The organism is Micromonospora sp. NPDC005197 (assembly GCF_040608295.1).
Lineage (GTDB): Bacteria > Actinomycetota > Actinomycetes > Mycobacteriales > Micromonosporaceae > Micromonospora.
This window is the reverse complement of sequence record NZ_JBEXHY010000145.1, coordinates 1-12,130: the sequence shown is the minus strand read 5'-3', so window position 1 is coordinate 12,130 and position 12,130 is coordinate 1. Positions and strand designations below refer to the sequence as shown.

The following is a 12,130-nucleotide window of genomic DNA, read 5'->3' as shown; positions in this document are numbered from 1 at the left end:
CGGGCGGCCGGCAGCCGCGGATCGTCGGCCAACCGGACGTCGTCGGCCAGGTCGGCCAGCAGCGCCAGGCCGGCCGGCGCGCCCCGGCTCATGGCCACCGCCACGGCGTGGTTGAGCGCCACTACCGGATTGTCGGACAGGCCGAGCAGCACCTCGTACAGGGCGGTGATCTGCGCCCAGTCGGTGGCCGCCGCGGTGGGCGCCTCGTCGTGCACGGCCGCGATGGCCGCCTGGAGCTGGTACGGCCCGACGACCCCGCGCGGCAGCGCCCCGGTGATCAGGGCGACCCCCTCGGCGATCTGGTCGGCCCGCCACCGGCTGCGGTCCTGCTCGGCCATCGGCACCAACTCGCCGTGGGCGCCGATCCGCGCCGGCGCGCGGGCGTCGGTGAGCAGCATCAACGCGAGCAGCCCCGCGACCTCGGGGTCGTCGGGCAGCAGCCGGTGCACCAGCCGCGTCAGTCGGATCGCCTCGGCGGTCAGGTCGGCGCGCAGCAGACCCGGGCCGGCGGTACGCGCGTACCCCTCGGTGAAGACCAGGTAGAGCACGTGCAGCACCGCGGCGACCCGGTCGGCGCGCTCCGCCCCGGTCGGTGGCGCGAACCGCAGGCCACTGTCGCGGATGCGCTGCTTACCCCGGCTGATCCGCCGGGTCATCGTCGCCTCCGGCACCAGGAACGCCCGGGCCACCTCGGCGGTGCTCAACCCGCCCACCGCGCGCAGCGTCAGCGCGATCTGCGATGCCGGCGTGAGCGCCGGGTGGCAGCACAGGAACAGCAGGATGAGCGTGTCGTCGGCGTCCGCCGGGGGCCGGTCGGCGGCCGGCGCCAACCACTGCTCCGGCAGCACCCAGCGCGCCACCGTCTCCTCCCGCCGCGTCCGCGCCTGGTCACGCCGGAGCAGGTCGGTGAGCCGCCGGGACGCGACGGTGATCAACCATGCGCGGGGATTCTCCGGTACGCCGTCGCGCGGCCAACCGTCCGCCGCCGCGATCAGCGCCTCCTGCACCGCGTCCTCGGCGGTGTCGAAGTGCCCGAAGCGGCGGACCAGCGCGCCGAGGACCTGCGGCGCCAGCTCGCGCAGCAGATCCTCGGCGGGCGTTGCCGACACCGGTCAGCCGGCCAGGTCCTCGACGCCGTCCAGCACCGGCCGCACGTCCACGTACGCGCCGGGGGTGTCCGGGTCGACCAGGCCGGCGGCGATCTCGGTGGCCCGGTCGAAGCTGGCGCACTCCACGATCGTGTAACCCGCGAGCACCTCCTGCGTCTCCGGGTACGGGCCGTCGGTGACCACGGACGCCCCGTCCCGGACCTGCACGCGGCGGGTGTGCACCGGCTCGCTGAGGCCCCGTGCGTCGACCAGTTCCCCGGATTCGGCGAGCGCCTGGTGGAACGTCTCCATGTGCCGGTGCATGGCCGCGATCTGCTCGGCGGACATGGCCGGCCGGTCGGAAGCCCGCCCCGACAGCACGTCATAGTCCTGCTGCGACCCGTAGAGCAGAATCATGTACTTCACAGTGGCCTCCTGTCTCCGGTGCCGCCCCGGCACCGCTCACCGGAAACGTCGAACCCCAACCCGCTCCCCGGACACTCCCACCCCACCAGATCCGTTGATCATGAAGTTATCGCCCCGACACGCCGAGTTCGAGGGCAACAACTTCATGATCAACACCAGCGGGGGGTTATTGGCCGTAGGAGAGGCGGAGGCGGTTGTTGATCAGGTAGTTGAGGCGGTGCCGCAGGTAGCCGAGGGTGCTCTCGCTCGGTAGGTCCGCCTCGGTGGTCAGGGTCCAGCGCAGCGTGCAGTCTCCGCCGGGCGAGCCGTGCGTCACGTCGAAGCGGATCCGGTCCAGCGGCCGGTGCGGCCACAGCGACGACCACACCAGCAGCACCGGTGCGTAGCCCGCCACCACCCGGGGCGGCACCTCGTCGTCGCGCAACTCCAGCCACGGACGACTGCCAGCCTCGTACGGGTCACGCAGCGACCGCCACACGACATGCGCGGGGGCCGGCTGGCTTCGTCGGCGGCTGCCCAGCACGTGCACGTCGCCCTCCTCACCGGACGGCCACATCCGCCCCCGGGCCATTGTGGCGGCCCGCGCCGGCCCCGTGAACCGCCCGGCCGGTCCGAGCGTGAAGCCGCCCGGCCGGCCTGAGCGTGAACCGTCCGGCCCGGTGGTGCGTGAATCCGGTGAGCGTGGCGGTCGTACCGTCGGGGTACTGCGCAGCGGGAGCGCCGATGTCTGGGGAGGCACAGTGGGGGCATGGTCAGGACGCGACGCCCGGGGACCCCTGGCGGGCCTGGTGGTCGCCGCGCTGGTGTCGCTCGCCTGCGCCGGCGGTGGGCTGGCCGAGCCGGAGGGCGAACGCCCGGGGGCGAACCCGCCGGCCGCCTCGCCGGGGCCGAGCACCACCCGCGCCGACAGCACCACCAGCGTGGCCGAGTTCAAGCAGGACGTCGCCGACGCGCAGGCGGTCGCCGAGCGCTACTGGGCGGCCCAGTTCAAGGCGTCCGGGAAGCGCTTCCAACCCATCCGGCGGGTCACCCCGTACCAGCGGGCCGGCGAGGTCTCCTGTGGCGGGCAGCCGCTGCCCCGCAACAACGCGGTCTACTGCTCGCAGGGCGACTTCATCGCGTACGACGTCGCCTGGTCGGTGGCGGCGTTCCGCGAGGTCGGTGACGCGTTCGTGTTCTACCTGCTCGGCCACGAGTACGCCCACGGCATCCAGGTGCGCCTCGGCATCAACTACAGCTTCACCATCCAGCAGGAGTTGCAGGCCGACTGCATGGCGGGGGCGTACCTCGGCGACTCGGTGCGCTCCGGCGACCTGACCCTCGCCGAGGGCGACCTGGACGAGTTCCGGGAGGGGGTGGCGGCCGTCGGCGACGACCCCGACCAGCCGTGGTTCGCCGAGGGCGCGCACGGCACCGCCGAGCAGCGCACCGACATGTTCTTCCGCGGCTACGAGCGCTCGCTGAAGGAGTGCGACCTGGGCTGAGCGGGGTTGTCCGGATCACCCCGGCGCCCGTTGCCGCCACCGGCCACGGGTCGTGCTGGCAGGATCGCCGGTGTCGCCCACGACCCTGGAGGATCCGCTGAGCAGCCAACACCCCGCCGCCGTGCTCTTCGACATGGACGGCACGCTTGTCGACAGCGAGAAGCTGTGGGACGTCGCGCTGCAGGAACTGGCGCGCGAGTACGGCGGTGACCTCTCCGCCGACGCCCGCCGGTCGATCATCGGCACCGCCATGGCCGAGTCGATGCGCATCCTGCACGACGACCTGGGGCAGCCCGAACGGGACCCCGAGATCAGCGCGGCGTGGATCAACGCCCGGATCCTGGAGCTGTTCCGGGGTGGTCTGCCCTGGCGGCCGGGGGCGTTCGAGCTGTTGCACGCGGTCCGCGCGGCGGGAATCCCCACCGCGCTGGTCACCTCCAGCCCTCGGGCCCTCGTCGAGATCGCCCTGGACACCCTGGGTCGGGACACCTTCGACGTGGTGGTCGCCGGCGACGAGGTGGTCGCGGCCAAGCCCCACCCGGAGCCCTACCTGACCGCCGCGCGGCTGCTCGGCGTGCCGATCGAGCGGTGTGTGGCGATCGAGGACTCACCGACCGGGGTGGCCAGCGCGCTCGCCTCCGGCGCGGCCGTGCTGGCCGTACCCGCCGAGGTGCCGTTGCCCGCCAGGACCGGCGTACACCAGGTGGAGAGCCTGACGGGCGTGGACCTGGAGGTGCTCGCGGCCCTGCTGGCCGACCGGGCCGTGGCCTGACGAAAACGTGGCCTGACGAAAAAAGGGGGACCCCGCCGTTGCGGGGCCCCCCTTTTCTGGCCTGGCGTCAGTCGTGGGCGATCGCGCCCAGGACGTTGATCCGGGCCGCCCGCACGGCGGGGAGCACCGCGGCCACCACCCCGATGATCGCGGCGAGACCGAGGAAGACGCCCATCTGGCCCCACGGCAGGATCAGGTCGGTGATGCCCTCGTCCTTGAGCGCCTCGACCACGGCGGCGCCGAGGCCGCTGCCGACCGCCACGCCCAGCAGCGCGCCGAACACGGAGATCACCACCGCTTCGACCGTGATCATGCCCATGGTCTGCCCGCGCCGCAGGCCGATGGCCCGCAACAGGCCCAGCTCGCGGGTCCGCTCCAGCACCGACAACGCGAGGGTGTTGATGATGCCCAGGACGGCGATGACGATGGCCAGCGCCAGCAGGATCTGGATCATCGTGAGCAGCCCGTCGAGCTGACCGGTCTGCTGCTTGATGAACGCGTCCCGGTCGGCCACCGACACCTCGGGACTGTCCGCGAGCAGCGCCTCCACCTGCGGCTGCACGTCGGCCACCCGGGCGCCCGCCGCCAGCTGGATGAAGCCCTGGATGGGCTGCGGGATGGCGAAGTCCTTCGCCGCGGTCGCCGGCAACGTCACCGGGTTGGTCAGCTGCGACGACTCGTAGATGCCGCTGATCGTGTACGTCCGGGCCTCGCCCCGGGTCAGCTGCACGTTCACCGTCGAGCCGACCGACCAGCCACGGGACTTGGCGGTGTCGGAGCTGGCGAGCATCTGGGTCGGCCCGAGCCGGTCGATGTCACCGGCGGTGGCCTTCGCCCCGAAGATCTGCCGCAGCGACGCGACGTCGCTGCTCGCCGCCACCCAGGTGCCCTCGCCGTTGATCCTGGCCATGTCGCCGTACTCGCCGTCGACCATCTGCACGCCGGGCAGGGCCTTGGCCCGGTCCAGCACACCCGGGTCGAAGCTCGGCGGACGCGGCCCACCCTGCTGGCCGGAGATCACCAGCTCGGCCTTGATGGTGTCCTGGGCGAGGGCGCTGATGCTGCCCTTGGCCGAATCGAGTATCACCGTGACGCCGGTGACCAGCGCGATGCCGACCATCAGCGCGGCCGCGGTGATCGCCGTGCGGCGCGGGTTGCGCCCCGAGTTCAGCCGGCCCAGCTTGCCCGGCACCGACCAGGAGAAGATCGCGCCGAGCAGGCTCACCACCGGCCGACTGATCAGCGGGGTCAGCAGCGCCACGCCGATGAAGGCGAACAGCACCCCACCCAGGATGGTGGCCAGGGTCTGACCACCCGCGTTGCCGCTGAGCCCCAAGAAGAGCAGCAGCGCGCCGATGCCGGTGACCACCGACCCGGCCACCGTGACCTTGGTCAGCGGCCGGTCCGGGGTCGCCACGTCCTGCATGGCGGCGATCGGCGGGATCCGGGATGCCCGCAGCGCCGGCAGCAGCGCCGCCACCACGGTGATCACCAGACCGACGCCGAAGGAACCGATCACCGCGGCCGCCGGCACACCGATCCCGGCCAGGGTCAGCCCACCGGCCAACTTGCCGAACAGGAACGCCAGCAGCGCCCCCACACCGATGCCGGCCGCCAGGCCGAGCACCGACGCGATCAACCCGACCGCGATGGCCTCCAGCACCACCGAACCGATGATCTGCCGGCCGCTGGCGCCGATGGCGCGCATCAGCGCCAGCTCCCGGGTCCGCTGCGCCACGATGATCGAGAAGGTGTTGAGGATGAGGAAGGTGCCCACCAGCAGCGCCACCGCGGCGAAGCCGAGCAGGATCTTGTTGAAGAAGGACAGGCCCTCCTTCAGGCTGGCCGAGGCGTCCGCGGCCACCTGCTCGCCGGTCTTCACCTCGTAGTCCGCGCCCAGGGTCCGGGCCACGTCGTCGCGCAGCCTCTCGTCCGAGACGCCGTCGGCGGCGCGCAGTGTGATGCTGCTGAACGTGTCCGGCTCGCCCAGCATCAGCCGCTGCGCCACCGGCGTGGTGAAGAAGACCTCGTTGACCCCGCCGATCGAATCCCGGTCACCGCTGTAACCGAGGATGCCGACCAGGGTGAACTCCCGCTTCTTGGACTCGAACGCGGTGAGCACGCCAACCTTCTGACCGACGCGCACCTTCGCCGTGGTGGCTAACGCCTTGTTGACCACGATCTCGTCCTCGGCCTGCGGCGCGCGCCCCTCCCGCAGCCGCATCAGGTCGCTCTCGCCGGTCCAGTTCTCGCCCAACTGCGGCGGACCGAACGAGGTGATCACCTTGCCGTTGCTGCCGATCACCCGGGCGCCGTCGGCGTTGACGATGCCGGTCGCCGAGGCCACCCCCGGCACCTGCTTGACCCGGTCCACCACGGCGGCCGGCAGCGGAGCGGCGGTCTGCTCGCCCTCCATCTCGTCGACCTGCACCTTCGGCTTCGCCGCGACGTTCACGTCGATCTCGGAGAACCCGTCGGCGAAGACCGAGTCGAAGGAGCGGCCCAGCGTGTCGGTCAGCACGAACGCGCCGGAGACGAACATGACGCCGAGCACCACCGCCAGCCCGGACAGGATCAGCCGGACCTTGCGGGCCAGCAGACTCTTGAGTGTCGCCCGGAACATCAGTTGCCCACCTCGGCCGGAGTGTCCAGCTTCTTCATGGTGTCCAGCACCGTGTCGGCGGTCGGCTCGATCAACTCCGAGACGATCTGCCCGTCGGCGAGGAAGACCACCCGATCGGCGTACGCGGCGGCCGTCGGGTCGTGGGTGACCATGACGATGGTCTGGCCGTGCTCACGCACCGAGTTGCGCAGGAAGCCGAGCACCTCCGCGCCGGAGCGCGAGTCCAGGTTGCCGGTCGGCTCGTCAGCGAAGATCACGTCGGGGCGGGAGACCAGCGCCCGCGCGCACGCCACCCGCTGCTGCTGACCGCCGGAGAGCTGCGCCGGCCGGTGGTCCAACCGGTCCTGCAGGCCCACCGTCTTGATCACCGTGTCGTACCAGGCCGGGTCCGGCTTGCGACCGGCGATCGACAACGGCAGCAGGATGTTCTCCTTCGCGGTGAGCGTCGGCAGCAGGTTGAACTGCTGGAAGATGAAGCCCACCTTGTCTCGGCGCAACTTCGTCAGCCCCGAGTCGCCCAGACCGGTGACCGTCGTCGCACCGATCGACACCGTCCCCCGGGTCACCGAGTCCAGACCGGCCAGGCAGTGCATCAGCGTCGACTTGCCGGAACCCGACGGGCCCATGATCGCGGTGAAGCGGCCACGTTCGAACTCCGCGCTGACCCCCCGCAGCGCGATGACCTGAGCCTCGCCGCTGCCGTACACCTTCCACACGTCGTTCGCCCGGGCCGCGGCCTGCGCCTGCTGGCCTACCGTCGCGGTCACGTCATCTACCTCTTCCGTCTGTCCGAATCTCACGCCGCCCCCCGATGGTCCGGCGTGACCGTTCAATCATCGGCGCTGCTCGCGCCCGTCCCGTCCGCCCCTGGGGGGACCCGGCGCGGATTTCCCGCTGCGGGTGCACCCCCATGCCGCATCAGGGTTGCCCCTGACCCGGCCGCCGATCGACAGGTTTCCCGACCGGCGAAACACCGCCGGACACGACGCGTCCCCCGTTCGCGCCACAGGAGGGTCAACCGCGCCGAGCCGTCTACGGTCACGGTAGGTGAGCACGGCAACGGGGCCGTCCCCCCACGGAGGGATCTTCGAGTACGCCGGGTGGGGTAGCCGCCGCGCGTCCGCTACGCCCGCGGGCGGACCAGACCCGACTCGTACGCCAGCACGACCGCCTGCACCCGGTCGCGCAGCCGCAGCTTGGTCAGCACGTGCCCGACGTGGGTCTTGACGGTGGTCTCGCTGACCGACAGCACCGCGGCGATCTCGGCGTTGGACAACCCCCGGGCCACCTGCACCAGCACCTCGCGTTCCCGGTCGGTGAGCGCGCTGAGCGCCGCCGACGGCGTCGCCGCCGGATCCGGCAGCAGGTCGGCGAAGCGCTCCAGCAGCCTCCGCAGGATCCGCGGGGCGACCACCGCGTCCCCGCCGGCCACCGTGCGGATCGCCGCGATCAGCTCCTCGGCCGGTACGTCCTTGGCCAGGAACCCGCTGGCGCCCGCGCGCAGCGCCCCCACCACGTACTCGTCGAGGTCGAACGTGGTCAGCACCAGCACCCGCACCGGCAGGCGGGAGTCGACGATCGCCCGGGTCGCCGCCACCCCGTCCATGCGGGGCATCCGGATGTCCATCAGCACGACGTCGGGCAGCAGTCGCCGGGACAGCTCCACCGCCTCCACGCCGTCGCCGGCCTCCGCCACCACGTCCAGGTCACCCTCGGCGCCCAGCACCATCCGGAAGCCCGTGCGCAGCAGCGGCTGGTCGTCGGCGAGCAGGATCCGTACCGGCCGCGCCGAGGCAACCCGATCGGCCATCACTTCTCCCGTCCCCTCGCCGTCGCGCCCACACCGGTCATCGTCGCGTACCCGGCCGGCGCGTCGTGGACCACGGTAGAGGCCCGCCGGCCGCGGTGTCCCGACCGACGCGGCACCGTCGCGGTCGGGTCCGAAAGCCCGCCGCGGCCCTCACTCGTCGGCGCCGGGCACCACCGGAGCGGAACGGGCGTCACGCAGCGGATCGGCGTTCGCCGCCGCGACGGGGAACGGCGGCGGAGTGCCGCCGAAGGTGGGGCAGAGCGCCTGGTGACTGCACCAGTCGCACAACCTGCTCGGACGAGGTCGGAAATCCTGGCGGGCGGTGGCCTGCTCGATCGCCCGCCACAACGCCACCACCGTGCGCTCGAAGCGGACCAGCTCGTCGGCGTCGGGGGTGTAATCCAACACCTCGGCGTCGCGCAGGTAGAGCAGGCGCAGCACCCGGGGCACCACCCCCCGGGTGCGCCACAGCACCAACGCGTAGAACTTCAGCTGGAACAGCGCCCGCGCCTCGAACGCCTCCCGGGGCGCGCCGCCGGTCTTGTAGTCGACCACCCGCAGCGCGCCGTCCGGGGCGACGTCGAGCCGGTCGAGATAGCCCCGGATCAGCAGCTCCTCGTCGACGACCGCCGAGATCAGGCTCTCCCGTTCGGCCGGCTCCAGCCGGGTCGGGTCCTCCACGGCGAAGTAGCCCTCCAGCAGCCCCGCCGCGGAGCGCAGGAACTCCACCGGGCCGGCCGGCTCGGCGCCGTCGAAGATCCCGGCCAGCTCCGGCTGCTCGGTGACCAGCCGGTCCCACTGCGGGGCCACCAGGTCGCCGGCCGCGGCCGGCGTGCGGGCCTGCGCGGGCAGGTCGAACAGCCGCTCCAGCACCGCGTGCACCAGCGTGCCCCGGGCCTGCTCGACTGTCGTCCGCTCCGGCAGCCGGTCGATGCTGCGGAACCGGTAGAGCAGCGGGCAGGTCTTGAAATCCGCCGCCCGCGACGGGGACAGCGAGGCCCGCACCGTCGGCGGTGTCTGCGCCGGGGAGGAGGACTGGGGGGTGGTGACCGGTTCCGCCGTCATGTCCGCAAAGGTTAGGGCACCGGTGTGACACCGCCCGCCGCCCGCCCCACGCCGGGCCGGTCCGTAGCATCGGTGCGATGGAGCAGACATCCCGGCCGCCGCGTCGGTCCGACCGGCGACCCGGTCTGAGCGTGGGCCGGGTGCTCGGGGTGCCGCTGCACCTCAACGCCTCGATGCTCCTGCTCGCCGTGCTGGTCGCCGTGCTCTACGCCGAGTTCGCCCGCCGGCAACTGGACCTGCCGCAGGTCAGTGGCTATCTGATCGGCTTCGGGTTCGTGGTGTCACTGCTCGGCTCGGTGCTGCTGCACGAGCTGGGTCACGCGCTCACCGCCCGCCGCTACGGCATCGGTGTGCGCGGAATCACCCTGGAACTGCTCGGCGGGTACACCGAGATGGACCGGGACGCCCCGACACCCAAGGTCGACCTGCTGGTGTCGCTGGCCGGCCCGGCGGTCTCCGCGGTGCTCGGCGTCCTCGCGGTTGCCGCCACCCTGGCCCTGCCCCCGGGCACCGTGGCCCACCAGCTCGCCTTCCAGCTTGCCCTGAGCAACGTCATCGTCGCGCTGTTCAACATCCTCCCCGGGCTGCCGCTGGACGGCGGGCGTGCCCTGCGCGCCGCCGTGTGGGGCCTGACCCGCGACCGGCACCGCGGCACCGAGGTCGCCGGCTGGGCGGGCCGCGTCGTCGCCGTCGGCACCGCCGCCCTGGTCGGACTGCTGACCCTGACCGACTTTCTGGCGCCGGTGGCGCTGCCGCTGATGCTGCTGGTCGCCGTCACGCTCTGGCGCGGCGCCGGGCAGTCGATCCGCGCCGCGCGGGTCAGCCGGCGGTTCCCGCTTATCGACCTGTCCCGACTGGCGCGGCCGATCTGGCCGGTGCCCACCGGCACGCCGCTGTCCGAGGCCCAGCGCCGCCGCGCCGAGGGCGGGCAGCCCACCGCCGCGCTGCTGGTCACCGACTCCACCGGCCACCCCGTGGCGCTGGTCGACCCGGCCGCCGCCGCGGCCGTCCCCGCCGAGCGCCGCCCCTGGCTGGCGGTGGACGCCGTCGCCCGCGCACTGGCCGGGCTCCCCACCCTCCCGGTCGGGCTGGACGGCGAACGGGTGATGGAGGCCGTGCAGACCCACCCGGGCGCGCAGTACGTGGTGACGTCAGGCGAAGATGTCGTCGGCATTCTGCACATCGGGGACCTGGCACAGCTCCTCGAACCCAACCGGAAGATGACATCGTGACCGCAACTCCCTCCACCGTCGCCGCCGACCCCGCCAGCCCGGCGCTGACACCCGTGCACCGTGGCCCGTTCCGGCCCGGCGACCGGGTGCAGCTGACCGACCCCAAGGGGCGGATGCACACCGTGACGCTGGAGCCCGGCAAGGAGTTCCACACCCACCGCGGCATCCTGGCCCACGACGCGCTGATCGGGCTGCCCGACGGCAGCGTGGTGACCACCTCCGGCGGCGGAACCGCCTTCCTGGCGCTGCGCCCGCTGCTCTCGGACTACGTGCTGTCCATGCCGCGCGGCGCCCAGGTGATCTACCCGAAGGACTCGGCGCAGATCGTCGCGATGGGCGACATCTTCCCCGGCGCGAAGGTCCTCGAGGCCGGCGCCGGCTCCGGCGCGCTCAGCTGCTCGCTGCTGCGCGCGGTCGGCACCGAGGGGGAGTTGCACTCGTTCGAGCTGCGCGACGACTTCGCCCAGATCGCCAAGCGCAACGTCGAGGCGTTCTTCAACGGGCCGCACCCCTCCTGGCACCTGCACGTCGGCGACGTCGCACAGTGCCAGGAGACCGGCTTCGACCGGATCATCCTGGACATGCTCACCCCCTGGGAGACCCTCGACATGGTCGAGCGGGCGCTGGTGCCCGGCGGCGTGTTCATCGGCTACGTGGCCACCACCCCCCAGCTCTCCGAACTCGTCGAGGCGCTGCGTGAGCGCGGCGGCTGGACCGAGCCCCGCGCCTGGGAGTCGCTGGTGCGCGACTGGCACGCCGAGGGCCTCGCCGTCCGCCCCGACCACCGGATGATCGCGCACACCGCGTTCCTGGTCTCCGCGCGCAAGCTCGCCCCGGGCGTCACCGCGCCGCCGCGCCGCCGCAAGCCCAGCAAGGGCACCGAGGCGTACGCGCAGCGCCGGCAGGACCTGCGCGAGGCCGAGGCGGCCCGGCAGGCGGCCGCTGTCCGGGCCGCCGGCGCGCAGCCCGACGCGACGGGGGAGATGGACAGGCCGTGACCATCGGCGAGCGGGGGGAGGCGGCGGCATGAGCCGACCGGGTTACGGCGGCGGCGACCTGCCCGCCGTGTTTCCGGACTGGTCGCCCTACCAGGACCTGGAGTCGGCGGCGCGGGCCTATCTGCGCGACCCGGACGTCGCCCTGGAGGCGCTCGGCGGGGTGCTGCGCGGCGCCTCGGTGCTCGGCTTCACCCTGGAACGCTTCGTCAACGAGGTCAACGGCGTGTGGCAGGAGGTCGTCGTCTGCGACGGCAGCCGGCTGATCCTCTGGCACGGCGAGGACGTGCCGCCGGGGGAGGGGCCGCCGGGATCGATGACGTCGTCCCTGCGGGTCGTGCCGGTCTCCACGGTCACCGAGGTGGGCTGCCGGCGGCGGCTCAACCGCTCGGACAGCGGCGAGATCCGAGTCGACAGCATCGACGTCTACCTGCTGCTCACCTCGTTGGACGAGGCCCCGCCGAGCGAGGAGATGGCGGGTACGCCCCGCCACGACGCGCTGCGCTTCGGCAAGACCCTCGACGACGGCGGCGCCGGGCAGATCGCCCGGTTGGAGGAGTTCGCCCGGCTGGTGGCGTCGGTGGTCGGCCGCCCGATGCTCTGAGCCGCCCGGGTCGAGCCGGCGTCGCGCGGAC

General features: G+C 72.8%; 12 protein-coding genes. 5 read left to right on the top strand and 7 right to left on the bottom strand.

From position 1 onward, the window contains the following. From ABZU46_RS27990 to ABZU46_RS27980, 3 genes are all read right to left on the bottom strand, one after another. The coding region (locus ABZU46_RS27990; RefSeq protein ID WP_354862395.1) for a sigma-70 family RNA polymerase sigma factor at positions 1-1,109 on the bottom strand (1,109 nt) is incomplete at its 3' end. Positions 1,110-1,112: 3 nt separating this feature from the next. Continuing rightward, the gene (locus ABZU46_RS27985) at positions 1,113-1,505 is read right to left on the bottom strand and encodes a YciI family protein (RefSeq protein WP_354862402.1); all 393 of its coding nucleotides are present in this window, start codon (positions 1,503-1,505) and stop codon (positions 1,113-1,115) included. Positions 1,506-1,680: 175 nt separating this feature from the next. Continuing rightward, a complete protein-coding gene (locus tag ABZU46_RS27980; RefSeq protein WP_354862394.1) occupies positions 1,681-2,070 on the bottom strand; it encodes a hypothetical protein in 390 nt (129 codons plus the stop codon). A 184-nt stretch (positions 2,071-2,254) separates the two neighbouring features. Here ABZU46_RS27980 and ABZU46_RS27975 point away from each other — a divergent pair, with 184 nt between their 5' ends. Both ABZU46_RS27975 and ABZU46_RS27970 read left to right on the top strand, forming a co-directional pair. Continuing rightward, on the top strand, positions 2,255-2,998 hold the full coding sequence (locus tag ABZU46_RS27975; protein ID WP_354862393.1) for a neutral zinc metallopeptidase: 744 nt from the start codon (positions 2,255-2,257) through the stop codon (positions 2,996-2,998). Between the two features lie 121 nt (positions 2,999-3,119). Then, complete coding sequence (locus ABZU46_RS27970) at positions 3,120-3,770, top strand: HAD family phosphatase (protein ID WP_354862400.1); 651 nt, start codon at positions 3,120-3,122, stop codon at positions 3,768-3,770. Between the two features lie 67 nt (positions 3,771-3,837). On the opposite strand, the gene ABZU46_RS27965 is transcribed toward ABZU46_RS27970, so the two are convergent. From ABZU46_RS27965 to ABZU46_RS27950, 4 genes are all read right to left on the bottom strand, one after another. After that, positions 3,838-6,393 (bottom strand): FtsX-like permease family protein, encoded by a 2,556-nt coding sequence (locus tag ABZU46_RS27965; protein ID WP_354862391.1) that lies wholly within the window; start codon positions 6,391-6,393, stop codon positions 3,838-3,840. Continuing rightward, a complete protein-coding gene (locus ABZU46_RS27960) occupies positions 6,393-7,160 on the bottom strand; it encodes an ABC transporter ATP-binding protein (RefSeq protein WP_234581947.1) in 768 nt (255 codons plus the stop codon). The genes ABZU46_RS27965 and ABZU46_RS27960 overlap by 1 nt, the downstream gene beginning before the upstream one ends. Before the next feature lie 356 nt (positions 7,161-7,516). Next, entirely contained in the window at positions 7,517-8,203 is a 687-nt protein-coding gene (locus ABZU46_RS27955; protein ID WP_354862389.1) for a response regulator transcription factor, read from the bottom strand. Between the two features lie 150 nt (positions 8,204-8,353). Beyond that, the gene (locus tag ABZU46_RS27950; RefSeq protein WP_354862387.1) at positions 8,354-9,268 is read right to left on the bottom strand and encodes a PD-(D/E)XK nuclease family protein; all 915 of its coding nucleotides are present in this window, start codon (positions 9,266-9,268) and stop codon (positions 8,354-8,356) included. Positions 9,269-9,441: 173 nt separating this feature from the next. On the opposite strand from ABZU46_RS27950, the gene ABZU46_RS27945 reads away from it, so the two are divergent. From ABZU46_RS27945 to ABZU46_RS27935, 3 genes are read left to right on the top strand one after another with little or no spacing between them, the layout of a single operon-like run. After that, entirely contained in the window at positions 9,442-10,500 is a 1,059-nt protein-coding gene (locus ABZU46_RS27945; protein WP_354862398.1) for a site-2 protease family protein, read from the top strand. A gap of 44 nt (positions 10,501-10,544) precedes the next feature. Then, the gene (locus ABZU46_RS27940; protein WP_354862397.1) at positions 10,545-11,498 is read left to right on the top strand and encodes a tRNA (adenine-N1)-methyltransferase; all 954 of its coding nucleotides are present in this window, start codon (positions 10,545-10,547) and stop codon (positions 11,496-11,498) included. A gap of 28 nt (positions 11,499-11,526) precedes the next feature. Beyond that, positions 11,527-12,099 carry a hypothetical protein gene (locus ABZU46_RS27935; protein WP_007459901.1) on the top strand — a complete coding sequence of 191 codons (573 nt, stop codon included), beginning with the start codon at positions 11,527-11,529 and terminating at the stop codon, positions 12,097-12,099. The last annotated feature ends 31 nt before the right edge of the window (positions 12,100-12,130 follow it).

What these genes read in the sequence shown, in the direction of transcription:
- ABZU46_RS27955 (WP_354862389.1), bottom strand. Translation starts at nt 8,203, where the DNA reads ATGGCCGATCGGGTTGCCTCGGCGCGGCCGGTACGGATCCTGCTCGCC.
- ABZU46_RS27980 (WP_354862394.1), bottom strand. Translation starts at nt 2,070, where the DNA reads ATGTGGCCGTCCGGTGAGGAGGGCGACGTGCACGTGCTGGGCAGCCGC.
- ABZU46_RS27985 (WP_354862402.1), bottom strand. Translation starts at nt 1,505, where the DNA reads ATGATTCTGCTCTACGGGTCGCAGCAGGACTATGACGTGCTGTCGGGG.
- ABZU46_RS27950 (WP_354862387.1), bottom strand. Translation starts at nt 9,268, where the DNA reads ATGACGGCGGAACCGGTCACCACCCCCCAGTCCTCCTCCCCGGCGCAG.
- ABZU46_RS27965 (WP_354862391.1), bottom strand. Translation starts at nt 6,393, where the DNA reads ATGTTCCGGGCGACACTCAAGAGTCTGCTGGCCCGCAAGGTCCGGCTG.
- ABZU46_RS27945 (WP_354862398.1), top strand. Translation starts at nt 9,442, where the DNA reads ATGCTCCTGCTCGCCGTGCTGGTCGCCGTGCTCTACGCCGAGTTCGCC.
- ABZU46_RS27935 (WP_007459901.1), top strand. Translation starts at nt 11,527, where the DNA reads ATGAGCCGACCGGGTTACGGCGGCGGCGACCTGCCCGCCGTGTTTCCG.